Raw genomic sequence first — 23689 nt, forward strand, 5'->3', positions numbered from 1 at the left:
AACTCAATATCTACAATAAAGGCCAGCATTGAATGCTGGCCTTTATCATGAGAGAAACAGAGATCTTACTGATTAGCGTAAAGCAACTGACTGTAACGCTCCAGTTTGGCCATTCGTTGTTTGGCGTTAGCAATAAAGGTTTCTTTTGCTTTACCACTCAGTGATTGTGCTTGTGGCAACTCAACAGTACGAGGGTTTTTGTGTACACCGTTCACCAAAAACTCGTAGTGCAAATGTGGCCCAGTAACACGTCCTGTCCCCCCTAATGTACCAATGCTCTGTCCTTGCTTCACTCGCTGTCCTGTTTTTACCAATCGGCGCTGTAAGTGTAGGTACTTGGTAATGTAAGTATTACTGTGGCGAATATAGACGTAATTACCGTTGAATTGGTTGTAGCTTGATTTCTCAACTACACCGTCACCTGCTGCCCAAATAGGAGTGCCAACAGGGGCAACATAATCGGTACCTCGGTGTGCTTTAACCTGCCCGGTAACAGGGTGCAAGCGGCGAGGATTAAAGTTAGATGAAACGCGACGGAAATCGAGTGGTGAGCGCAAAAAGGCTTTTTTCATCGCTCTGCCATTTTCATCGTAATAGTTACCAGTGTTGTCATCTAAAATTGCGGTAAAAGTGGAGCCTTGGTTGGTAAAGGTTGCAGCAATAATATTACCTCGGCCAATCACAGTGCCTTCCACGATTTTTTCTTGGTAAAGCAATTTGAACTGATCGCCTTCACGAATATCGAGTGCAAAGTCGATATCCCAACCAAATAAACCCGCCAATTCCATAATTTGGTTTGCACTCAGACCCGCCGCCATCCCGGCATTCCAGAAGCTGGAGGTGATTTTTGCTTCTGCGTAATTGAATTGATAGAAAACTTCTTTCTTATCAAACTCGGAAGTAAAACCGGAATCAGAACGAGTAACAACAAAGGTTTCGTAGGGGCTAATGGTACGCTTAAGCTGAACTAACTGATTGTTTTCATCAAAACCAAATTTCAACTCGTCTTTCGGCATCAATTTGGATAACTGGCTGTTGATGTCACTGTTACTTGAGGTCAACTCATAAAGAACTCGAGAAGAGAGACCTGCTCGCTGAAACAGCACCGCAGCACTTTCACCATTCCGTACTTGATATGTTTCCCAGCGTAACAAAGCGGTTGGTGCTTGTGGGTCATCATTAGTGGAAAAAAGCTCGTTATCTAGAGTGATAGGGTAATGACGGCCGATTTCTAATTGGGAGTTGGGGTTGCGTAAACTTTCGGCATTGGGAAGAAAAAAAACGGCAAAAACAATAATGGCGCTAAAAGCGGTGATTAACACGCGGTGCAGCCAAGGGAGACGAGTGAAAAGTGAAAGCATATTCAGTTCAAATTCATTTAATTACTAACAAAATCGCTGTGGAATAGTCTAACTGGTTTCAAAATGCATCGCTATTCAAGTAATATGTCCCACTATCATATTTTTGCCAAATCTGTGGGAGTGAACAAGAATGGCGAGTATTGAAGCCGCTTTAGCTGAGATTAAACGTGGTGTTGAAGAGCTGATTCCAGAAGAAGAGTTAATCGCTAAGCTCAAAGAAAATCGTCCGTTGAGAATTAAGTTGGGTGCAGATCCAACGGCTCCGGATATCCATTTAGGCCACACAGTAATCCTCAATAAGCTTCGTACTTTCCAGGATTTAGGTCATGACGTGACATTTCTGATTGGTGACTTTACTGGAATGGTCGGTGATCCAACAGGCAAAAACACCACTCGCCCACCACTGACTCGCGAAGATGTACTGCGTAATGCAGAGACCTATAAGCAGCAAGTGTTCAAGATTCTTGATCCCGCGAAAACCAAGATTCAATTTAACTCTGAGTGGTTATCACAACTTGGTGCAGAAGGCATGATCCGTCTGGCTTCAAACCAAACAGTGGCTCGTATGTTAGAGCGTGACGATTTTAAAAAGCGTTATAACAATGGTCAGCCAATTGCGATTCATGAATTTATGTATCCTCTGCTACAAGGCTACGATTCAGTCGCAATGGAAACCGATGTGGAGCTAGGCGGTACTGATCAGAAGTTTAACTTGCTAATGGGACGTGAATTGCAAAAAGCCAACGGTCAAAAACCACAAGTGGTATTGATGATGCCGCTGCTGGTGGGACTGGATGGCGAGAAGAAGATGTCCAAATCGGCGCACAACTATATCGGTGTGAGCGAAGCTCCAAGTGAAATGTTTGGCAAAATCATGTCGATCTCTGATGATCTGATGTGGAGCTACTACGAGCTGCTCTCTTTCCGTCCGTTAGAGGAAATTGCTCAGTTCAAAGCAGATGTGGCGAATGGAACTAACCCTCGTGACATCAAGATCTTACTGGCGAAAGAGATTATTGCTCGTTTCCATACTGAAGCCGATGCGGATGCTGCAGAGCAAGAGTTCATCAACCGTTTCCAGAAAGGTGCGATGCCAGAGGAAATGCCAGAATTTGAATTCGACTCAGGTATTGCTATCTCGAATCTGCTCAAAGATGCAAGCCTTGTCGCCTCAACCTCTGATGCGCTGCGTATGATCAAGCAAGGCGCAGTTAAACTTGATGGTGAAAAGTTAGAAGACGCAAAACTGGTACCAGCTTGCGGTACCGCTGTTTATCAAGTTGGCAAACGTAAGTTTGCTCGTGTGACAATCAAGTAACGTTTTCACTCGATTCTATATAATAAAAAAGCGCCGAAAGGCGCTTTTTTATTAGCGTTAAATATTCATAGTCTACGATGAGCTACTCATTGAAACCCTTGGGCTAATTGGGTTGAGAGGCCAATCGATTCAGTTCAATCAACTGTTGGTAAAGCTGAGTTTCAAATTGAATGATAGGCGACTCTACAGCAACTTCAGGGTTGGGCTTAGGTGGAAAATAGTCGGTCACAAACTGTACAAATAGCGTTGTCGGGTGATTGTTTTCATCAACAACAAACCCTGCCATGTTATAGGTACCATAGAGGGAACCACTTTTGGCTTTTATTTGCCCACTGATTTGTGGTGCTCGCATACTACGTCGGTATTGTAGTGTGCCGGATTCACCAGACGAAGGCAGCAGATCAATCAAACCTAGTTTTGCGTCATGTTGATACAGATAGCGCAATGTATCGAGCATTACTTGTGGGCGCATTCGGTTATTACGCGAAAGGCCAGAGCCATCAGCTAGCTGAGTATCCTCTAACGAAATCCCCGTTCTGGAATAAAAGATTTGCTTAATCGCTTGCGTACCATTGGAGAAACTACCAGGTTGCAGATAAAAATGATGACCTAAGGTTTTGGTCAAGGTGTCCGCAATCAGGTTATCCGATTCCTGCAGCATGGTTTTGAGCAGAACGGGTAATGGCTCTGACTGATGATAAGCGATTTTCTGTACTTGCTTAAAATTCGCTTTGCCAACTCTAACTTCACCTTTGAGTTCAATATTAAGCTGGGCGAGTAGGCGATAGACGATACGTTGAGCATAAAGCCCAGTATCTTGAACAGCAAATTTGAGGGGTAAAGGCTTGTCACGCACAGCTAAACAGCCATCTAATTTATAGTGGTTCTCAGAGCTCGTCGTGAGTTCTAAATCACACAGTAGGCTTTCTTGTTCGCTTTTACTGACACTAATGGCTTGAGATTGAACATGAACAGGGTATTGCTCAGGAACATAGACACGCGTTTTACCCTGTTTCTCAGTATAAATCGAAGCTTGAATGCAATTTCCGTCAAGGTTAATAGCACTCGCTGGTGCGCTGTAACAGACGCCTAAAATATCCCAAGGCCAACCAACGGCACGCTCATAACCGCTAAAAATGCTGTTATCCAGCCATAAGTCACCATTAATTTTTCCACCAGCTTGTGATTTAAGCTCTTTTAATAATGCCGTTAGATGGGCGGTAGTCAGCGTGGGGTCTCCAGAAAATTCAATTGCCCAATCTTGTCCTGAACGGACTAAATCGGTACGAAAGCGGAATTCATCGCCCAGCTCTAATTTTGCAGCGAGTGCGGTCAAAATTTTTTGTGTGCTTGCAGGGGGGTAATAAAGATGTGTATTGAGTTCGAGTGTTGTTTCCTTTGAAACAGTATCTTCTACCATTAATGCATAACGAGATCCTGCTGGGAGCTTGTTGATGGCCGAATTGACTAGACTTTCAGCATAAACAGAGGAAACGCAAAGTAAGCCGAAAAAGAGTAAGAGCCAACGAGGCTTGATTGGTAAAGACATTGCCAAAAACTTCCAGAGAGAACGTTGCTGAAGTATAGCCAGATAGAAAAACGCCTGCTAGTTAGCAGGCGTTTGGCGTGTGACGTTAAGTCAACAATTAGAAGTCGTAACGTAGACCGATAGCCAGTTCGTCTTCAGCGTCGATCTTAGTTGCTACACCGTTACCACCAACTTTACCCAACACATCGCCAGAATCAATCATGTTGAAGTTGTAAGAGATGTAAGTACGGAAGTTAGGCTTGAAGTAGTAAGTCGCGTCGATAGCAAAGTTATTTGCTGAAGTTTCGCTGTTAGTTTCTGCGTTGTTGTAAGTTGTAGTGAACGCAGCTTGGCCTAGTTTGTATGCAGCAGCCAGCTCGTAACCAGTGTAATCACCGTTAGTTGCAGCTTTTTCACCGTCAGTGAATAGACCTGCGAAGTACAGGTTTTCCATACGGTAAGAAGCAGCTAGCATGTATTCGTTTTGCTCATCTTGATCTGCATAACCAGCACCTACGTTGAAGCCAGTGTCACCGAATGCGTAGATAGCAGACAGTGAGTAACCGTCTTGACCGTTGTCTTCGTATTTGTCGGCAGCAGTATTTTCTGTACGATCAGCAAAACGGTAGCTTGCTTTCACGCCTAGGTCAGCAAATTGACCTTTATATGCCAACATGTTGTCTACGCGGTCTGCAACAGCGATTTTGTCTGCTGCTGAGTTACCGTGGTAAGACATGATATCAGTGAAGTCAGTGATTACGCCCAGTGCGCCGTCGTTTTTACCGTAAGTCACTTCACCAAAAGTACCGCCGATACCAGCGTAGGTGTAACGGTTTTCTAGGCTACCTTTGTTATCAGTGCTGCCGTTGTCAGCAGTAGTGAATTCGCCTTCATAGAAACCCACACCGTACAGGTTGTCGTTGATTTCAGCTTTACCCAAGAAGTTCAGACGTACACGAGATTTGTCTTCCGCTTTACCATCTTTCATAGATAGGCGCGCTTCTGCACGGCCACCGATCTCCAGAGAAGTTCCTTGCGCGCTGTAAACGGTTGAACCCGCTTTATCACCACTTTGGTTAATGCCTTCAGCGTAAGCACCAGTAGCCACTGCAGCAGCTGATACAGCAAGAGCAATCAGAGTCTTGTTCATCTTATTAAGTCCTAATTTATTGTCCATAAATTTGATTTGCTTGATTTTGCGACGCACGTATCGTCTATCGAAGTTGGCTATAAATCAAGTTTCATATGTCATAAATATGTCAAAATTTGACAAACATAAGGAACTTGATCGTTTTGCCAGTTTCGTGGGTATTTTTGTACTCCCAAAGTTCCGCTATCAGTTAGTAAAATGATATAAATCTGACTTATGAACACTGTTTTATTGTTGGTAAAAAATTATCAACTCATTGATTTTAAATGGTTTTGCGTTGGTGGTTTCAGTTGTTTTTTTTAAGGGTGAAAGTCATTTTTTTTATTTTTTTTTACTGTGATTGAGTAAATTTCCCCCTTTTTAATTGTGCTTAAGATCACATATAAAAAGCGCAAATAGGATTTCGAGTAAATTCATCTCGCAAATCTTGAATTTGGATGATTTAGCTCTTAACTTTGTTTACACTTTGATTAATCCAAATGGTTCAACACAGACCCGACCCGGTTTAGGATGTTGGGTAATTTTTTATTGTCCAAAGAAAGACTTTGGCGCAGAGGTAGATGATGGAAAAAGTTCCAATGACAGTGCGTGGTGAAAAACTACTGCGTGAAGAACTCGATAGACTCTTAAAACTCAGACCAAAAATTACTGAAGCGATTGCCGAAGCTCGCGAGCTTGGCGATCTGAAAGAAAATGCGGAGTACCACGCTGCACGTGAAGAGCAGGGTATTTGTGAAGCACAAATTCGTGATATCGAATATAAGCTGTCAGTAGCTCAAGTGATCGATGTCACTGGCATGGATAATTCAGGCAAAGTGATCTTTGGATCTACTGTCACTGTTATCGATGTGAATACGGATGAAGAGAAAACGTATCAGATCGTGGGTGACGATGAAGCTGATATCAAATCTGGTCGTATTTCAGTTAACTCACCAATCGCAAGAGGCTTGATTGGTAAGTTTGAAGGCGATGAAGTTGCAATTGCAACGCCTGGCGGTGATAAAGTTTTCGAAATTGACCGTGTTGAGTACCTATAAACCTAGTCATTCGAAAATTAAAAAAGGTCGCAGATGCGACCTTTTTTGTTCATCTATTGGCTGACTATTTGCGTGGCAATTCGATTTTGCGTTGCTGAGACTGGCGATAAAGTACAAGAACTTTACCAATTACCTGTACTTTTTCAGCACCAGTTTCGCGAACAATTGCGTCAACGATCAATTGCTTAGTTTCACGATCTTCCGAAACGACTTTAACTTTAATCAGTTCGTGGTGATCAAGCGCAATTTCGATTTCCGCCAGCACAGCTTCTGTTAATCCGTTTGCGCCCATTAACACAACAGGTTTTAAGTTGTGTGCCAAGCCTTTCAGATGCTGCTTTTGTTTGTTGCTTAGGTTCATTACGCGGCCAAATTTATTTAATATTAGGGTTGAAAACCGTCATTTTAACGCCATCTATTCTAGAAGACTATATTTTCTACCAGACTTTCTTGGATAGCGGTGACTTAGTTAGGAACAAAATGAGTAAACAGAAACACTCGGCGAGTTCAACTCGCTGGTTAAAAGAGCATTTTGACGACAAATATGCTAACGAAGCTAGGAAGAAAGGCTTCCGTTCTCGTGCTATCTTCAAAATAGAAGAGATCCAAAATAAAGACAAACTTCTCAAACCAGGTATGACCGTGGTCGACCTTGGTGCAGCACCGGGTGGATGGTCACAGTTTGCAGCGAAAGTTGTGGGTGAGGGTGGACGCGTGATCGCTTGTGACCTTTTGCCTATGGAATCAATTGCAGGTGTTTCTTTTTTGCAAGGTGACTTTCGCGAAGAAGCGGTACTCAATGCATTATTGGATCGCATCCAACCGGAAATGGTGGATGTGGTGATGTCTGATATGGCACCGAATATGGCAGGTAACCTATCGGTTGATCAACCACGAGCTATGTATCTTGTCGAATTGGCACTGGATATGTGTCGACAAGTTCTGGCTCCGAATGGTAGTTTTGTGGTGAAAGTGTTTCAAGGCGAAGGCTTTGATGATTATGTCAAAGCGGTCAGAGACCTGTTTAAAGTGGTTAAGATTCGTAAACCGGACTCATCAAGATCACGTTCACGAGAAGTTTTTATCGTAGCGACTGGTTACAAAGGTTAACTATTTCACCATTTGGTGGTCAAGTAGACCCTATAGCCGCTAGCTACAAACTGTAGTACCCTACCTTTTAATTACAATTAGTTATCGCGAGGCTTACACCTTGAGTGACATGGCAAAAAATTTAATCCTGTGGCTTGTGATTGCTGTCGTTTTAATGTCTGTTTTCCAGAGTTTCGGCCCTGGTGAAAACAGCGGCAGATCAGTCGATTACACCACATTTGTAAAAGAAGTTGGTCAAGGCCAGATTCAGGAAGCCCAATTCAACAACGGTGAAATTACTTTCATGCGTCGTGGAGGGAGCAGCCGTTATGTAACCTACATGCCGGTTTATGATCAAAAGCTCCTCGATGACTTGATTAACCAAGATGTCAAAGTGCAAGGTACGCCTCCAGAAGAGCAAAGCTTGCTTGGTACTATTTTCATCTCTTGGTTCCCAATGATTCTGTTGATTGGGGTTTGGATTTTCTTCATGCGTCAGATGCAAGGTGGCGGCGGCAAAGGTGCCATGTCATTTGGTAAAAGCAAAGCGCGTATGATGAGCGAAGAGCAGATCAAAACCACTTTCAATGATGTCGCTGGTTGTGACGAAGCTAAAGAAGATGTGAAAGAACTGGTGGATTACCTACGTGATCCTAGCCGTTTCCAAAAACTCGGCGGTAAGATCCCAACTGGTGTTCTAATGGTTGGTCCTCCTGGTACAGGTAAAACTCTGTTGGCTAAAGCGATTGCTGGTGAAGCCAAAGTTCCTTTCTTCACTATTTCAGGTTCTGATTTCGTGGAAATGTTTGTAGGTGTCGGTGCATCTCGTGTGCGTGACATGTTTGAACAAGCAAAGAAAGCCTCACCTTGTATCATTTTCATCGATGAAATTGACGCAGTAGGTCGCCAACGTGGAGCTGGTGTTGGTGGCGGTCATGATGAACGTGAACAAACGCTAAACCAAATGCTGGTTGAAATGGATGGTTTTGAAGGCAACGAAGGCATCATTGTGATTGCAGCGACCAACCGTCCTGATGTTCTTGACCCTGCTTTACTGCGCCCGGGCCGTTTTGACCGCCAAGTTGTGGTTGGTTTGCCAGATGTACGTGGTCGTGAGCAGATTCTTAAAGTTCACATGCGCAAAGTACCTCTAGCGAATGATGTAGAACCGTCACTGATTGCACGTGGTACACCAGGTTTCTCTGGTGCAGACCTTGCTAACCTAGTTAACGAAGCCGCCCTGTTTGCCGCTCGAGGTAACAAACGCAACGTTTCTATGGTTGAGTTTGAACTGGCAAAAGACAAAATCATGATGGGTGCAGAGCGTCGCTCTATGGTGATGTCTGAAGAGATTAAAGAATCGACTGCTTATCATGAAGCTGGTCATGCGGTTGTGGGGCGTTTAGTGCCTGAGCATGATCCTGTGTACAAGGTTTCTATCATCCCTCGTGGTCGTGCACTGGGTGTTACCATGTATTTGCCTGAGCAAGATCGCGTTAGTATGTCGAAACAACATCTGGAATCTATGATCTCCAGTTTGTATGGTGGTCGTCTTGCTGAAGAGCTGATTTACGGCAAAGAGAAAGTTTCAACAGGTGCATCAAACGATATTGAACGTGCTACAGAAATCGCACGTAAGATGGTGACTCAATGGGGTTTCTCTGAAAAACTTGGGCCAATGTTGTATGCTGAAGACGAAGGTGAAGTGTTCCTTGGACGTAGTGTGACACAGACTAAACACATGTCTGATGACACTGCGAAATTGATTGATGATGAAGTTCGCAAAATCATTGATCGTAACTACGAACGTGCACGTCAAATCATCGTTGATAACATGGACATTATGCATGCTATGAAAGATGCATTGATGAAGTATGAAACGATCGATGCTGGTCAAATTGACGATCTAATGGCTCGCAAAGCGGTAATTCGCGAACCAGCTGGTTGGGGTGATCAAGCAAAATCTCAACCTGAACCGGAAGTAAAAGCAGAGCCGGAAGTTAAGGTCGAAGCTACTTCTGATGTCTCCTCATCAGATGCGACGACATCAAGCGACAAAAAAGATACTGAATAACTTCACTTTTAACCCTAAACCCCGACTCGTTCGGGGTTTTGTGTTTGCAAGGGAGCGAATTTTTAGAACGATGAAAATCAGTTACGCCAATAAGCAGCTTGAGCTGCACTCTCCAGTCGTTATGGGAATTTTGAATACTACCCCTGACTCGTTTTCTGATGGCGGTAGTTATATCCATTTAGATAAAGCATTATCTAGAGCACAAGAAATGATCGCGGCTGGTGTTGCGATTATTGATATCGGTGGTGAATCGACCCGACCAGGTGCACCAGAGGTGACATTAGAGGAGGAATTACAGCGGGTTATTCCGCTCATTCAGGCCATTCGCGAGCAGAACTCACAGGTATGGATCTCCATTGATACCAGTAAAGCCGAAGTGATGCGCCAAGCCATTGCTGCAGGGGCCGATATCATTAATGATGTGCGTGCATTGCAAGAGCCGGGAGCCATAGAAGTGGCGGCTCAAGCTCAAGTTCCAGTCTGTATTATGCACATGCAAGGACAGCCACGCACCATGCAAGCGTCGCCTCAGTATGACAATGTTATCGAAGAGGTTTGCCAATTCTTAGCCGAACGAATTGCAGTATGTGAAGCGGCGGGTATTAAGCGTGAGAATATTATCTTGGATCCCGGTTTTGGCTTTGGAAAATCGATTCAACACAATTATCATTTGCTCGCACATTTAGAACAGTTTCATCGTTTTGGATTGCCAGTTTTAGCTGGTGTGTCACGTAAGTCTATGATTTTTAAAACACTGAATAAACAGCCTGCCGAATGTGTTGCTGGCAGTGTGGCTTGTGCCACCATAGCCGCGACCAAAGGTGCACAAATTATTCGTGTTCACGATGTGGAACAGACGATAGATGCACTCAAAATGGTGCAAATGACATATAGCAATTTGTAAAAACAATAATGTAAAGGAAACACAAATGTCTGATAAAAGACGTTACTTTGGCACTGATGGGGTGCGCGGCAAAGTTGGCCAGTACCCAATTACTCCTGATTTTGTACTTAAGCTTGGCTGGGCGGCTGGACGTGTTTTGGCAAAACAAGGCACTAAAAAAGTCATAATAGGCAAAGATACTCGTATCTCTGGTTATATGCTGGAGTCAGCGTTAGAAGCTGGGCTTGCAGCAGCAGGGCTCAAAGCTACCTTTACGGGCCCTATGCCAACACCAGCTGTGGCTTACCTAACACAAACTTTCCGTGCTGAAGCGGGTATCGTTATTTCTGCATCGCACAACCCATACTACGACAACGGCATCAAATTCTTCTCTTATGAAGGTACAAAACTGCCTGATGAAATTGAATTGGCGATTGAAGCGGAGCTGGATAAAGAGATCGAATGCGTTGAGTCTGCTGAATTAGGTAAAGCTTCACGTATGGTCGATGCCGCTGGGCGCTATATCGAATTCTGTAAAAGTACGTTCCCATCAAAACTCAGTCTATCCGGTTTGAAATTGGTTGTTGACTGTGCGCACGGTGCGACTTACCACATTGCGCCTAATGTATTTCGTGAATTAGGTGCAGATGTGATTGCCATGGGTGTTGAACCAAATGGTCTAAACATCAATGATCAAGTTGGTGCAACGGACGTTCGTGCGCTGCAAAAACGCGTTGTTGAAGAAAAAGCACATCTTGGTCTTGCGTTTGATGGTGATGGCGACCGTATCATCATGGTTGACCATTTAGGTAATAAAGTGGATGGTGACCAAATTGCCTACATCATTGCTCGCGATGCACTGCGTCGTGGTGAGCTCAAAGGTGGGGTTGTGGGTACATTGATGACCAACCTTGGTATGGAAAATGGCCTAAAACAGCTTGGCATTCCCTTTGCTCGTGCAGCGGTAGGCGATCGCTACGTGATGGAAAAGTTACTTGAGAAAGGCTGGAAGATTGGTGCTGAAAACTCAGGTCATGTGATTTTGCTTGATAAAGTGACTACAGGTGATGCGATTGTTGCTGGCTTGCAAGTACTAGCTTCTGTGGTGGGTAGTGAGATGACTCTTCACGAATTGACCAAAGGTATGACACTTTATCCACAAGTTCTGGAGAATGTGCGTTTTGCAGGCGATAGCAATCCACTCGAAGCTGAAGCGTTAAAGCTGCTGTATCTGAAGTTGAAGCTGAATTGGGCACCAAAGGCCGTGTATTACTGCGTAAGTCGGGTACAGAACCACTGATCCGTGTGATGGTAGAAGGTGAAGATGATGCACTTGTTAAGCAGTCTGCACTGAAAATTGCTCAAGCAGTGAAAGATAACTGCTAGCTGCCTGTTGATTTCTACGATTCCTAGTTGATTGATTTCGCGCTAGGAATTGTAGAAATACTTGAAAAACCGTTGTTGTGCGAGTTTTTTGAGCGATTAAATCGGAAAGTGATTTTTTTTAGAAAATACCTCTTGTCAGCCTCGGAACCATTCGTTAGTATTGCGTCCGCTTTCGGAGAGAAAGGTCGCTGGCCTTGTTCGAGTCAAATGATACGAACGGCGCTAGCTCAACAAATATGAACATAGGTGGAAGTAATGTTTACAGTTCTACTTGTGATTTACCTGTTGGCAGCGGTTGCTATCATTGGCCTAGTGTTGATTCAACAAGGTAAAGGCGCAGACATGGGAGCCTCATTCGGTGCTGGCGCGTCAAACACTGTGTTTGGTGCTGGTGGCTCAGGTAATTTCTTAACCCGAATGACTGCAGTTTTTGCAACGATTTTCTTTGTTATCAGTCTTGTGCTTGGCAATATGTCCACTCACAAAACTGAATCACAATGGGTTGATCCTTCACAAGGTCAAGTGATTCAGCAAGCTGATGACACAGTGAGTGAAACTCCAGCTAAAAACAGTGACGAAATTCCTCACTAAGTTATCTCAAGATAACTAAAAATATGCCGAGATGGTGAAATTGGTAGACACACTAGCATGAGGTGCTAGCGCCTTAGGTGTGAGGGTTCGAGTCCCTCTCTCGGCACCATGTTTACAAACTTGTAAATCACCTTGTTGAGCGTATAATGCTCACAAGTCGGACGCGGGGTGGAGCAGCTTGGTAGCTCGTCGGGCTCATAACCCGAAGGTCGTTGGTTCAAATCCGGCCCCCGCAACCAATCTCTCTTGATGTTTAGAGAGGCAAGTTTGGCAGTGTTAACCTCACTGCAGTTGAGAAGCGATTCTCAATTTATCAGGGTCCAGCAATAAAAAACCCCGACTTAATCGGGGTTTTTTATTATCTAAATTTCCTTTTTTAAGGTTTTTAGATATTTGCTTGGTATTTAAATTGGGCTCTAAGCCCTTTTTTTGTTTCTGGAGTGGTTTAGATGACTGGTTTAGAAAGACAACTTACTGAAATGCTTGAAGCTCCGGTGGTTGCTGCAGGTTACGAGTTGGTTGGATTAGAGTTCGTCCGTGCAGGGCAACATTCCACACTACGTATCTTTATTGATCACGAAAACGGTATCACTGTGGAAGACTGTGCAGAAGTAAGTCGCCAAGTGAGTGCAGTTTTGGATGTTGAAGACCCTATTTCGGTCGTTTATAACCTTGAAGTGTCTTCTCCTGGTCTGGAAAGACCACTCTTTAAAGCAGCACATTACGAGCAGTTTATTGGTCACGAGGTCAGCATCGTTTTGAAGATGGCTGTTGCTAATCGTCGCAAGTGGAAAGGTATCATTCAATCTATTGAGGGTGAAACTGTTGCTGTGATGGTGGATGGGCAAGAAGAACATTTTGCTCTGAGCAACATTTCAAAAGCTAACCTGATCCCTAAATTTTAAGTCTTTGAGGCTAGAACAATGAGTAAAGAAATTTTAGCGGTAGTTGAGGCGGTTTCTAACGAGAAAGCGGTACCTCGTGAGCGTATTTTTGAAGCGCTGGAAACTGCGTTAGCGACTTCAACTAAAAAGAAATATGAAATTGAGATCGATGTTCGCGTTGCGATCGATCGTAAAACTGGCGCATTTGAAACTTTCCGTCGCTGGTTAGTGGTTGAGAATGTTGAGAATCCAACCAAAGAGATCTCATTTGAAGCAGCAAGCTTTGATGATGAATCAGTGCAAATGGGTGACTACATTGAAGATCAGATCGAGTCTGTAACCTTCGACCGTATTACCACTCAAACGGCTAAGCAAGTTATCGTACAAAAAGTACGTGAAGCTGAGCGTGCGCAGATCGTTGAACAATTCATCGATAATGAAGGTGAGTTGGTTACTGGTGTAGTGAAGAAAGTAAACCGTGAGACAGTGATTCTGGATCTGGGTAACAACGCCGAAGCGGTTATCCTGCGTGAAGATCAACTGCCACGTGAAAACTTCCGTCCAGGCGATCGAGTACGTGGTCTACTGTTCAAAGTGGCTCCAGAAGCCCGTGGTTTCCAACTGTTCATCACTCGTTCTAAACCAGAAATGTTGGCGGAATTGTTCCGTGTTGAAGTTCCTGAAATCGGTGAAGAGCTGATTGAATTGAAAGCGGCAGCACGTGATCCAGGCTCTCGTGCCAAGATCGCAGTGAAAACTAACGACAAGCGTATTGACCCTGTGGGTGCGTGTGTTGGTATGCGTGGTGCACGTGTACAAGCGGTTTCTGGTGAACTGGGCGGTGAGCGTATCGATATCGTGCTGTGGGACGATAACCCGGCGCAATTTGTGATCAACGCAATGGCTCCGGCTGATGTCGCTTCAATCATCGTTGATGAAGATGCGCACTCAATGGATATCGCAGTTGAAGCGGATAATCTCGCACAAGCGATCGGTCGTAACGGTCAAAACGTACGTCTCGCTTCTCAACTGACTGGTTGGGAACTGAACGTGATGACAGTAGCGGATCTGCAGAAGAAGCACCAAGAAGAGTCAATGGCATCTATTGAGAACTTCATGAAGTACCTCGATATTGAGCAAGACTTTGCAGAGCTTCTGGTTGAAGAAGGTTTCTCTACACTAGAAGAGATCGCTTACGTACCAATGAATGAGCTACTTGATGTTGATGGTATGGATGAAGATCTCGCGGAAGAACTACGTAGCCGCGCGAAAGAAGCATTAACTACGATTGCTCTCGCAAAAGAAGAGTCGTTCGAAGGTCTTGAACCAGCAGAAGATCTGCTTGCACTGGCAGGACTAGAACGCGAAATGGCATTCAAACTGGCAGCGAAAGGTGTTGCGACACTGGAAGATCTGGCTGACCAAGGTGTGGATGATTTAGAAGGCATTGAAGGTCTGACCGAACAGCGTGCGGGTGAGCTAATTATGGCTGCTCGTAACATTTGTTGGTTTGGTGAAGACGCATAATTTCAGCAAGGGGAGGAAGCGGCATGACACAAATTACCGTTAAAGCACTGAGTGAAGAAATTGGTACACCAGTAGACCGCTTATTAGAGCAACTTGCTGATGCAGGAATGAACAAGGCTGTTGCAGATCATGTATCTGAAGATGAGAAGCAAAAACTGCTGGCTCATTTGCGTAAAGAGCACGGCGATGCGACAGGCTCTGAGCCAACGCGTCTGACACTCCAGCGTAAAACCCGCAGTACACTGAGCGTTAACGCAGGTGGCGGCAAAAGTAAGAATGTTCAGATTGAAGTGCGCAAAAAACGTACGTATGTTAAGCGCAGTTCTGTTGACGATGATGCGGCACGCGAAGCGGAAGAAGCCGCAATGCGTGCGGCGGAAGAGCAAGCACAACGTGAAGCTGAAGAAGCGGCTAAGCGTGCGGCAGAGGAAAAAGCCAAACGTGAAGCAGAAGAAGCAGTAAAACGTGAAGCAGAGGCAAAACGTGTTGCAGAAGAAAAAGCGAAGCGCGAAGCGCAAGCCACAACTCAACCACGTTCTGACGAAGAAAAATTGAAGCAAGAAGCAGCGCGCAAAGAAGCCGAGGCGCTAAAACGTCGCCAGGAAGAAGAAGCAAGACGTAAGGCCGAAGAGGAAAGTCGCCGTCAACTTGAAAAAGTACGCGAATTGGCTGAAAAAAATGGTGAGCGTTGGTCTGCTGAAAAAGAGACTGTAGGTGATATGCAAGAAAACACTGATTACCATGTAACGACTTCGCAATATGCACGCGAAGCCGAAGACGAGGCAGATCTTCACGAAGAAGGTGCTCGTCGTCGCTCCACAAAAGCGAATAAGAGAAAGATGTCTTCTCGCGATGACAACCAAGAACGTGACGCTCGCCCTCGTGGTGGCAAAGCGGGTCGTAAAGGCCGTATCAATAAACCAACCTCAATGCAGCATGGTTTTGATAAAACGGCTGTTGTAGCGAAAGCGGATGTTGTGATAGGTGAAACGATCATTGTTTCTGAACTGGCACAAAAAATGGCAGTGAAAGCAACAGAAGTGATCAAAGTGATGATGAAAATGGGCGCAATGGCGACCATTAACCAAGTGATCGATCAAGAAACTGCTCAACTCGTAGCAGAAGAAATGGGTCACAAAGTGGTACTGCGTAAAGAAAACGAATTGGAAGAAGCGATTCTGTCGGATCGTGATGACAAGTTCGACGAAGTTTCTCGTGCGCCAGTTGTGACCATCATGGGTCACGTTGACCACGGTAAAACGTCAACACTGGACTACATTCGTCGTACACACGTTGCGTCTGGTGAAGCGGGTGGTATTACTCAGCACATCGGTGCTTACCACGTTGAAACACCAAATGGTATGATTACCTTCCTAGATACTCCAGGACACGCGGCGTTTACTGCAATGCGTGCTCGTGGTGCGCAAGCAACGGATATCGTGGTACTGGTTGTTGCAGCGGACGATGGCGTAATGCCACAAACCGTGGAAGCAATCCAACACGCGAAAGCGGCTGGTGTTCCACTGATCGTTGCCGTGAACAAGATCGATAAAGACACTGCGAACCCAGATAACGTGAAAAACGAACTGGCGCAGTACAACGTTATGCCTGAAGAGTGGGGCGGTGAGAACATGTTCGTTCACATCTCTGCGAAACAAGGTACGAACATTGAAGGTCTTCTAGAAGCTATCCTGCTGCAAGCTGAAGTTCTTGAACTGAAAGCAGTCAAACAAGGCATGGCTTCAGGCGTGGTGATCGAATCTCGTCTGGATAAAGGCCGTGGCCCTGTAGCAACGGTTCTGGTTCAATCAGGTACTCTGCGTAAGGGTGACATTGTTCTGTGTGGTCAAGAATATGGCCGCGTTCGTGCAATGCGTGATGAAGTCGGTAACGAAGTTGAAGAAGCTGGCCCATCAATCCCTGTTGAAATCCTAGGTCTGTCAGGTGTTCCTGCCGCTGGTGATGAAGCAACCGTAGTACGTGATGAGCGTAAAGCGCGTGAAGTGGCCAACTACCGTGCTGGTAAGTTCCGTGAAGTGAAACTGGCTCGTCAACAGAAGTCTAAACTGGAGAACATGTTCTCTAATATGACTGCTGGCGATGTGGCTGAGCTGAACATTGTACTGAAAGCTGACGTACAAGGTTCTGTAGAAGCGATTGCTGATTCTCTGCGTAAACTTTCTACAGAAGAAGTGAAAGTGAACATCGTGGGGTCTGGTGTAGGTGGTATCACTGAAACTGATGTGGTGCTGGCTGCTGCTTCTAACGCTATCGTTGTCGGCTTTAACGTACGTGCTGATGCATCAGCTCGCCGTACGATTGAAGCTGAAAGCATCGATCTGCGTTACTACTCAATCATTTACCAATTGATCGACGAAGTGAAACAGGCGATGAGCGGTATGCTTTCTCCTGAGTTCAAGCAAGAGATCATCGGTCTGGCGGAAGTTCGTGACGTATTTAAGTCACCAAAACTGGGCGCGATTGCAGGCTGTATGGTTACTGAAGGTGTCATCAAACGTAATGCTCCTATCCGCGTACTGCGTGATAACGTAGTAATTTACGAAGGTGAACTGGAATCTCTGCGTCGCTTTAAAGATGACGTTGCAGAAGTTAAGAATGGTTACGAGTGTGGTATCGGTGTTAAGAACTACAACGATGTTCGCGTCGGCGACCAGATCGAAGTATTCGAAACGATCGAAATCCAACGTACCATCGACTAATCAACTACTGTTGCATTAATCAAGGCAATGTAGGTTGTTGAATACACCATGGGGGGCTGGCCAAGACCATCCCCCCATTCTTTCTATCAGTGAGAAACGATATGCCGAAAGAATTTAGCCGCACACAGCGTGTGGCACAGCAATTACAAAAAGAACTGGCGATGATCCTGCAACGTGAAGTGCGTGATTCTCGTCTGGGTATGGTGACCATTTCTGATGTAGAAGTGTCGCGCGATCTGGCTTACGCCAAAGTGTTCGTGACTTTCCTGTGCATCGGTGAGCAAACACCAGAATCTTGCTTGGCTGCTTTGCGTGAGCACGAAGTGCACATCCGCATGATGCTAGGCAAGCAAATTCGCTTGCGTTTGACGCCAGAAATTCGCTTCTACTACGACAACACTTTGGTAGAAGGTATGCGTATGTCTAACCTTGTGACCGAAGTTATCAACAGCGACAAGCGCCGCAAGCATGAAGCTGGCCGCGATGAGGACGAAGCGTAATGGCTCGTCGACGTAAAGGTCGGATTATTCACGGTGTGATTCTGTTGGATAAACCGACGGGCATTTCTTCCAACGACGCTTTGCAAAAAGTAAAACGCCTTTACGGCGCTGAAAAAGCAGGCCACACCGGAGCGCTAGATCCTCTGGCAACGGGCATGCTGCCGATCTGTCTAGGTGAAGCGACCAAATTCTCCCAATTTCTGCTTGATTCCGATAAACGTTATCGCGTGATCGCAAAATTAGGCGAACGTACCGATACGTCAGACTCTGATGGGCAAGTGGTACAAACGCGCCCTGTCAACGTGGAGCGCGACACTCTGATCGCGTGTATTGATAAGTTTCGTGGTGAAACGGATCAAGTTCCGTCCATGTTCTCAGCGTTGAAATACCAAGGTCGTCCTCTCTACGAATACGCTCGACAGGGGATTGAAGTGCCTCGTGAAGCGCGCAAAATTACCGTGTATGAGATTGAACTGCATCGCTTTGAAGGTGATGAAGTGGAGATGGAAGTGCACTGCTCAAAAGGCACTTACATCCGTACCATTGTCGATGATCTGGGTGAAATGCTGGGTTGCGGCGCGCATGTGACTATGCTGCGCCGTGTCGGTGTTGCTAACTATCCGTATGAACGAATGGTAACACTAGAGCAGCTCAATGCATTAGTTGAACAAGCTCATCGTGATGAAAAGACGGTTTCTGAAGTTCTCGATCCGCTATTACTGCCGATGGATACCGCTGTGGAAGCCTTACCTGAAGTTAACGTGATCCCAGAGCTGATGCAGCTTGTGCAGCATGGGCAAGCGGTGCAGGTTTTTGGTGCGCCAACCGATGGTATGGTGCGTATTACTGGCGGTGAGCAGAAGTTGTTCCTTGGCGTTGGCGAGATTGACGATAACGGTAAGGTAGCGCCGAAACGCTTGGTCGTTTACGGCGAATAAACTCGCTGGATGGCTCGTTTTATGGCGAGACATTCCGCTTGTGCGAGTCAGGATTATTCCCTATAATTCGCGCTTCTCGTGTCGGCTGAATCAGAGATTGGCTGACACAAACTTAAACCTCAAACTCTTTAGGAGAGAATTATGTCTCTGAATGCAGAAACTAAAGCAGCAATCGTTGCTGAATACGCACGTTGTGAAAATGACACAGGTTCACCAGAAGTACAAGTAGCTCTGCTGACTGCTTCTATCAACCACCTGCAAGGTCACTTCCAAGCACACAAAGGCGATCACCACAGCCGTCGTGGTCTGCTGCGCATGGTTTCAAGCCGTCGTAAGCTGCTGGACTACCTGAAAGGCAAAGATCTGTCTCGTTACCAAGATCTGATCAAACGTCTAGGCCTGCGTCGTTAATTCGTCGCTGCAAAGCACAGTTTGTACAGAAAAGGGGCGAAAGCCCCTTTTTTGCAGCCTAAATTTGCACTCTAAATTAGCTATCCTTCCGTTAAGTAGTTTATACTACCCGCCGTTCAGTCTGCGTGACTGAGCAAGTTTGTACTCATGGCATTACCGTCACCGCAGTCGACCAAAAGGTCGCGGCTATTAAAAACAGATTGTTCTTTCGAATATTTCCCCAAGTTTCAGTCTTTTTTTACTAGTCGCGATTCGTAGTGCTTTGAGTATTGATGATTTGATTTCAGGCTTGTCCTGAGAATAAGGAATACTCATGTTCGAAAAACCAGTAGTAAAAACGTTTCAGTACGGTAACCACACCGTTACTCTAGAAACCGGTGTTATGGCTCGCCAAGCAACGGCAGCAGTTATGGCAACCATGGACGACACCGCGGTGTTTGTCAGCGTAGTTGGTAAGAAAGAAGCCGTTGTTGGTCAAGATTTCTTCCCTCTGACAGTGAACTATCAAGAGCGTACTTACGCTGCAGGTAAAATCCCTGGTGGTTTCTTTAAGCGCGAAGGTCGTCCTTCTGAAGGCGAAACGCTGACTGCACGTCTGATCGACCGCCCAATTCGCCCACTGTTCCCAGATGGTTTCACTAACGAAGTGCAAGTGATTGCGACTGTAGTTTCTGTTAACCCAGACGTACAACCTGACATCATTTCGATGATCGGTACTTCTGCAGCGCTGGCGATTTCTGGCCTTCCATTCAATGGCCCAATCGGTGCAGCTCGTGTTGGCCACATTGATGGTCAACTGGTTCTGAACCCAAGTGAAAAAGAGCTGAAACAGTCTCGTCTGGATCTGGTGGTTGCGGGTACTGACAACGCAGTCTGATGGTTGAATCAGAAGCTCAAATTCTGACTGAAGAAGAGATGCTGGCAGCGGTTGTGTTTGGTCACGATCAACAACAAGCCGTTATCAATGCAATCAACGAATTCGCAGCAGAAGTTGCAACACCAGCATGGGAATGGGTTGCTCCAGCTGAAAACACTGAGCTGAAAGCGAAAGTGGCTGCTCTAGCAGAAACACGTCTGGTTGAAGCGTACCAAATCACTGAGAAGATGGCGCGTTATGATCGCATCCATGAAATCAGTGCTGAAGTGAGCGCGGCTCTGCTGGCTGAAAACGAAGCGTTGGATGCAAAAGAGATTCACACTATTTTCCACGATCTGGAAAAAACTGTTGTACGTCGTAGCATCATCGCGGGTAACCCACGTATTGATGGCCGTGAAAAAGACATGGTTCGTGCTCTTGATGTACGTACTGGCGTTCTGCCACGTACTCACGGTTCGGCTCTGTTCACGCGCGGTGAAACTCAGGCTCTGGTAACAGCAACTCTGGGTACTCAACGTGACGCACAGATCATCGATGAACTGACTGGCGAGAAGAAAGACCACTTCCTACTGCACTACAACTTCCCTCCATACTGTGTAGGTGAAACTGGCTTTGTAGGTTCTCCTAAGCGTCGCGAAATCGGTCACGGCCGTTTGGCGAAGCGTGGTATCGCAGCAGTTATGCCTTCAGTAGACGAGTTCCCATACACTGTACGTGTGGTTTCTGAGATCACTGAATCGAACGGCTCATCTTCAATGGCTTCTGTGTGTGGCTCATCTCTGGCTCTGATGGATGCGGGTGTACCAATCAAAGCTTCTGTTGCGGGTATCGCAATGGGGCTGGTGAAAGAAGAAAATGATTTCGTAGTTCTGTCTGACATTCTGGGTGATGAAGACCACCTGGGCGACATGGACTTTAAAGTAGCGGGTACCGCAACAGGTGTTACTGCACTGCAGATGGACATCAAGATCGAAGGTATCACCAAAGAGATCATGCAAATCGCGCTGAACCAAGCAAAAGGTGCTCGTCTGCACATTCTGTCTGTGATGGATCAAGCGATCTCTGCTGCACGTAGTGATATCTCTGAATTTGCTCCACGTATCCACACGATGAAAATCAGTGTAGATAAGATCAAAGACGTGATCGGTAAAGGCGGTGCGGTAATTCGTCAGCTGACTGAAGAAACTGGCACTACGATCGAGATCGAAGATGACGGTACTATCAAGATCGCAGCAACTGACGGTGATCAAGCGAAAGAAGCGATTCGTCGTATTCAAGAAATCACTGCAGAAGTTGAAGTGGGTGTTATCTACACGGGTAAAGTTGCTCGTCTGGCGGATTTCGGTGCGTTTGTAACGATTCTTCCTGGTAAAGATGGCCTGGTACACATCTCTCAAATCGCTGACAAGCGTGTAGAGAAAGTGTCTGACTACCTGACTGAAGGTCAAGAAGTTCAAGTTAAAGTACTTGAAATCGACCGCCAAGGCCGCGTTCGTCTAAGTATGAAAGAAGCGGTTGAAACGCCAGTGGAAGCTGCAGCTGAAGTAGCACCACAAGCGGAATAATTTTCCGTTTACGGCAAAAACAACACGGCCTTTACTTTTCAGAAGAAAAGCGTGTTATAAAGGGGAGCGTTATTCGCTCCCTTTTTTATGCGAAATCCCACAGGAGTACGATGAGTGAAATGGTTTCGATTCCCGATCGCGGTGATAGGGTTGGCTCTGCTTTCTGGATGTGCTTCACAGCCTGAATCTTCAACGCAGTGGTTCTATCCTCCCATGGCGGTACCACTGCAAGCATCGGTTCAGCAAGAAGTTCAAATTGCCCGCTTAACCCAATTGTTGCAGCGAACGGATCTTGAGCCGGAAGTGCGTGCAAAAATGCTTTTCGAGCGCGGTAACTATTACGATAGTGTTGGATTACGCGACTTGGCACGGCTTGATTTTACTCAATCTTTAGCAATCAATCCGGCACAACCCGATGTGTTTAATCTGCTTGGGGTGTATTACACCGAAGTGGGCGAGTTTGATGCGGCGTATGAATCCTTTGATTCAACGTTGGATCTGGATCCGAGTAATGAGTATGCCGTGCGTAACCGTGCGATTGCGCTTTACTACGGAGAGCGGCCACTACTGGCACTTGAAGAAATTAAGCAACATTACGAGCAAGACCCGCAAGATCCATTTCGCGCACTGTGGCTGTACATCATCGAGAGTGATGTAGATGCCGTGAAAGCACGTGCCGATCTGCTGGAGCGTTATAAACAGCATGATGAACAGTGGGGATGGGTACTGGTGGGTTTGATGTTGGATCAGCTTTCAGAAGAAATTGCCTTTAAAGCCATCATCGCAGGCTCACGGGAAAACGACCTCTTAGCGCAACGGTTAACAGAAGCTTATTTCTATCTTGGCAAGCGTTATCAAATGCAAGGTGAACTGGCTCATGCGTTATCACTTTATAAGTTGGCGATTTCATTCAATGTGTATGAATATGTTGAGCACCGTTACTCGTTTCTTGAGTTAGGACGTATTTATCAGCAAGTGCGTGAAGAGCATTTGGCGAGAGCAAAAACCGCATCGTCGACACACTAACGTCATTTTCTGATGATAAAAAGCCGCATGTTGCCTGTCTCTTGATCACATTTCATGCTCAAGAGACATTGCAAGCTCATAACCTTCAAGGATGGTTTGTAGTTTGAACCATCCTTCCCAAAGTCGCTCCCAGCCCACTATTCCTGTTCGTTTACTATCGTGCCACCCAGCTAATTTCCCTAGGCTAAGATAAGCCCAGCGCACTGTTGGCGCGTGTTTCGGCGGTTTGCTTTTTTCTACCTTTAGCCATAACAATTTCCACGCTTTGTTGCCCAGTAAAGCTTCGCAGCTTTGTTCCTCGGCCACTTCTTGTTGCTGACCAAGATGACGAAGCTGCTGGATCCGCACTGCAATAAACGCCAGAATGACAATCATCCGCTCCAGATTTCCTTTGTTTTGCAAGCGCAGGTCTTCAACCTGTGTGCCTCCGCTTTTCCAGGATTTATGGAAGTCCTCTATCAGCCAACGTTTTTCATACCACTCCAAAATGGTCAACGCTTGTTTCTGCGTCGTAATGTGCTCCGAGGTCAGCAAGTGCCAGCACAATCCATCCGGATTATCTTTTTCTATGCAGCTAACATAAAACAACGGAGTACTTACCCCCTCTTTGTTGCTCGGCATTTTCAGGGTGATCGGCGAGAAACGGACTTCACAAGTTGCCACTCTGCCTTTACGACCGCCTTTTTGTACCACTTCGACCTGTCGTTCTCCGGCGCTTTGTAAAGACTTGCCATACAGATGCAACTTACCTTCAGCTTCTTCAATATGCCGGCTTATCATTGAGCGCACAACAAACCGTTGTTGGTGAGTCAGTTTATACTGCA

18 protein-coding genes, 2 tRNA genes and 2 pseudogenes are annotated in these 23689 nt (G+C 45.8%); 17 read left to right on the plus strand and 5 right to left on the minus strand.

Annotation, left to right across the window (positions count from 1 at the left end; translation table 11 throughout):
• Positions 1–65 precede the first annotated feature (65 nt).
• On the minus strand, positions 66–1361 hold the full coding sequence (locus D908_RS02765; RefSeq protein ID WP_000949656.1) for a peptidoglycan DD-metalloendopeptidase family protein: 1296 nt from the start codon (positions 1359–1361) through the stop codon (positions 66–68).
• A 130-nt stretch (positions 1362–1491) separates the two neighbouring features.
• Here D908_RS02765 and tyrS point away from each other — a divergent pair, with 130 nt between their 5' ends.
• Complete coding sequence (gene tyrS, locus D908_RS02760) at positions 1492–2679, plus strand: tyrosine--tRNA ligase (protein WP_005526905.1); 1188 nt, start codon at positions 1492–1494, stop codon at positions 2677–2679.
• A gap of 103 nt (positions 2680–2782) precedes the next feature.
• Here the strand turns inward: tyrS and dacB are convergent, their stop codons facing one another.
• Together dacB and D908_RS02750 are read right to left on the minus strand one after the other, a co-directional pair.
• The gene (gene dacB / locus D908_RS02755) at positions 2783–4228 is read right to left on the minus strand and encodes a serine-type D-Ala-D-Ala carboxypeptidase (protein ID WP_005526907.1); all 1446 of its coding nucleotides are present in this window, start codon (positions 4226–4228) and stop codon (positions 2783–2785) included.
• Between the two features lie 97 nt (positions 4229–4325).
• Positions 4326–5357 (minus strand): porin, encoded by a 1032-nt coding sequence (locus D908_RS02750; RefSeq protein ID WP_005526909.1) that lies wholly within the window; start codon positions 5355–5357, stop codon positions 4326–4328.
• 563 nt (positions 5358–5920) lie between these two features.
• Here D908_RS02750 and greA point away from each other — a divergent pair.
• A complete protein-coding gene (gene greA / locus D908_RS02745; protein ID WP_005515721.1) occupies positions 5921–6394 on the plus strand; it encodes a transcription elongation factor GreA in 474 nt (157 codons plus the stop codon).
• A gap of 64 nt (positions 6395–6458) precedes the next feature.
• Here greA and yhbY read toward each other — a convergent pair whose 3' ends face one another.
• Positions 6459–6755 (minus strand): ribosome assembly RNA-binding protein YhbY, encoded by a 297-nt coding sequence (gene yhbY, locus D908_RS02740; RefSeq protein ID WP_001054291.1) that lies wholly within the window; start codon positions 6753–6755, stop codon positions 6459–6461.
• A gap of 119 nt (positions 6756–6874) precedes the next feature.
• On the opposite strand from yhbY, the gene rlmE reads away from it, so the two are divergent.
• The 15 genes and pseudogenes from rlmE to nlpI all read left to right on the plus strand — a co-directional run bounded on the left by rlmE (position 6875) and on the right by nlpI (position 22865).
• Positions 6875–7504, plus strand: coding sequence for a 23S rRNA (uridine(2552)-2'-O)-methyltransferase RlmE (gene rlmE, locus D908_RS02735; protein WP_000043218.1), 630 nt, complete (start codon positions 6875–6877; stop codon positions 7502–7504).
• Between the two features lie 109 nt (positions 7505–7613).
• Positions 7614–9557 (plus strand): ATP-dependent zinc metalloprotease FtsH, encoded by a 1944-nt coding sequence (gene ftsH, locus D908_RS02730; RefSeq protein ID WP_032467721.1) that lies wholly within the window; start codon positions 7614–7616, stop codon positions 9555–9557.
• Positions 9558–9627: 70 nt separating this feature from the next.
• Positions 9628–10461, plus strand: a complete 834-nt coding sequence (folP, locus tag D908_RS02725; RefSeq protein ID WP_005526914.1) for a dihydropteroate synthase — start codon at positions 9628–9630, stop codon at positions 10459–10461.
• A gap of 25 nt (positions 10462–10486) precedes the next feature.
• A pseudogene (gene glmM, locus D908_RS0119925) lies at positions 10487–11826 on the plus strand (phosphoglucosamine mutase).
• 255 nt (positions 11827–12081) lie between these two features.
• Positions 12082–12417, plus strand: coding sequence for a preprotein translocase subunit SecG (secG, locus tag D908_RS02720; protein WP_005526917.1), 336 nt, complete (start codon positions 12082–12084; stop codon positions 12415–12417).
• A gap of 25 nt (positions 12418–12442) precedes the next feature.
• Positions 12443–12526 (plus strand) — tRNA-Leu (locus tag D908_RS02715).
• Positions 12527–12579: 53 nt separating this feature from the next.
• Positions 12580–12656, plus strand: a tRNA-Met gene (locus tag D908_RS02710).
• A gap of 210 nt (positions 12657–12866) precedes the next feature.
• Positions 12867–13322 carry a ribosome maturation factor RimP gene (gene rimP, locus D908_RS02705; RefSeq protein ID WP_000147146.1) on the plus strand — a complete coding sequence of 152 codons (456 nt, stop codon included), beginning with the start codon at positions 12867–12869 and terminating at the stop codon, positions 13320–13322.
• Positions 13323–13340: 18 nt separating this feature from the next.
• Positions 13341–14828, plus strand: a complete 1488-nt coding sequence (gene nusA / locus D908_RS02700; RefSeq protein WP_005526919.1) for a transcription termination factor NusA — start codon at positions 13341–13343, stop codon at positions 14826–14828.
• A gap of 23 nt (positions 14829–14851) precedes the next feature.
• On the plus strand, positions 14852–17548 hold the full coding sequence (gene infB, locus D908_RS02695) for a translation initiation factor IF-2 (protein ID WP_000192205.1): 2697 nt from the start codon (positions 14852–14854) through the stop codon (positions 17546–17548).
• Between the two features lie 101 nt (positions 17549–17649).
• Complete coding sequence (rbfA, locus tag D908_RS02690; RefSeq protein ID WP_001123655.1) at positions 17650–18048, plus strand: 30S ribosome-binding factor RbfA; 399 nt, start codon at positions 17650–17652, stop codon at positions 18046–18048.
• Positions 18048–18986, plus strand: coding sequence for a tRNA pseudouridine(55) synthase TruB (gene truB / locus D908_RS02685; RefSeq protein WP_000124033.1), 939 nt, complete (start codon positions 18048–18050; stop codon positions 18984–18986). The genes rbfA and truB overlap by 1 nt, the downstream gene beginning before the upstream one ends.
• Before the next feature lie 141 nt (positions 18987–19127).
• Complete coding sequence (gene rpsO, locus D908_RS02680) at positions 19128–19397, plus strand: 30S ribosomal protein S15 (RefSeq protein ID WP_000055655.1); 270 nt, start codon at positions 19128–19130, stop codon at positions 19395–19397.
• A 313-nt stretch (positions 19398–19710) separates the two neighbouring features.
• A pseudogene (pnp, locus tag D908_RS0119930) lies at positions 19711–21839 on the plus strand (polyribonucleotide nucleotidyltransferase).
• A gap of 114 nt (positions 21840–21953) precedes the next feature.
• Positions 21954–22865 carry a lipoprotein NlpI gene (gene nlpI, locus D908_RS02675; protein ID WP_005526921.1) on the plus strand — a complete coding sequence of 304 codons (912 nt, stop codon included), beginning with the start codon at positions 21954–21956 and terminating at the stop codon, positions 22863–22865.
• 45 nt (positions 22866–22910) lie between these two features.
• Here the strand turns inward: nlpI and D908_RS02670 are convergent.
• A partial coding sequence (locus D908_RS02670) for an IS4 family transposase (RefSeq protein ID WP_005526922.1) occupies positions 22911–23689 on the minus strand: 779 nt, incomplete at its 5' end.

The sequence above is a fragment of the Vibrio mimicus CAIM 602 genome (assembly GCF_000338875.1).
Lineage (GTDB): Bacteria > Pseudomonadota > Gammaproteobacteria > Enterobacterales > Vibrionaceae > Vibrio > Vibrio mimicus.

Bases quoted from the DNA above. Each gene is read 5' to 3' on its own strand.
- ftsH (WP_032467721.1), top strand. From the start codon at position 7,614: ATGGCAAAAAATTTAATCCTGTGGCTTGTGATTGCTGTCGTTTTAATG.
- secG (WP_005526917.1), top strand. From the start codon at position 12,082: ATGTTTACAGTTCTACTTGTGATTTACCTGTTGGCAGCGGTTGCTATC.
- tyrS (WP_005526905.1), top strand. From the start codon at position 1,492: ATGGCGAGTATTGAAGCCGCTTTAGCTGAGATTAAACGTGGTGTTGAA.
- rimP (WP_000147146.1), top strand. From the start codon at position 12,867: ATGACTGGTTTAGAAAGACAACTTACTGAAATGCTTGAAGCTCCGGTG.
- truB (WP_000124033.1), top strand. From the start codon at position 18,048: ATGGCTCGTCGACGTAAAGGTCGGATTATTCACGGTGTGATTCTGTTG.
- folP (WP_005526914.1), top strand. From the start codon at position 9,628: ATGAAAATCAGTTACGCCAATAAGCAGCTTGAGCTGCACTCTCCAGTC.
- D908_RS02765 (WP_000949656.1), bottom strand. From the start codon at position 1,361: ATGCTTTCACTTTTCACTCGTCTCCCTTGGCTGCACCGCGTGTTAATC.
- dacB (WP_005526907.1), bottom strand. From the start codon at position 4,228: ATGTCTTTACCAATCAAGCCTCGTTGGCTCTTACTCTTTTTCGGCTTA.
- rbfA (WP_001123655.1), top strand. From the start codon at position 17,650: ATGCCGAAAGAATTTAGCCGCACACAGCGTGTGGCACAGCAATTACAA.
- infB (WP_000192205.1), top strand. From the start codon at position 14,852: ATGACACAAATTACCGTTAAAGCACTGAGTGAAGAAATTGGTACACCA.
- rlmE (WP_000043218.1), top strand. From the start codon at position 6,875: ATGAGTAAACAGAAACACTCGGCGAGTTCAACTCGCTGGTTAAAAGAG.
- nusA (WP_005526919.1), top strand. From the start codon at position 13,341: ATGAGTAAAGAAATTTTAGCGGTAGTTGAGGCGGTTTCTAACGAGAAA.
- D908_RS02750 (WP_005526909.1), bottom strand. From the start codon at position 5,357: ATGAACAAGACTCTGATTGCTCTTGCTGTATCAGCTGCTGCAGTGGCT.
- yhbY (WP_001054291.1), bottom strand. From the start codon at position 6,755: ATGAACCTAAGCAACAAACAAAAGCAGCATCTGAAAGGCTTGGCACAC.
- greA (WP_005515721.1), top strand. From the start codon at position 5,921: ATGGAAAAAGTTCCAATGACAGTGCGTGGTGAAAAACTACTGCGTGAA.
- rpsO (WP_000055655.1), top strand. From the start codon at position 19,128: ATGTCTCTGAATGCAGAAACTAAAGCAGCAATCGTTGCTGAATACGCA.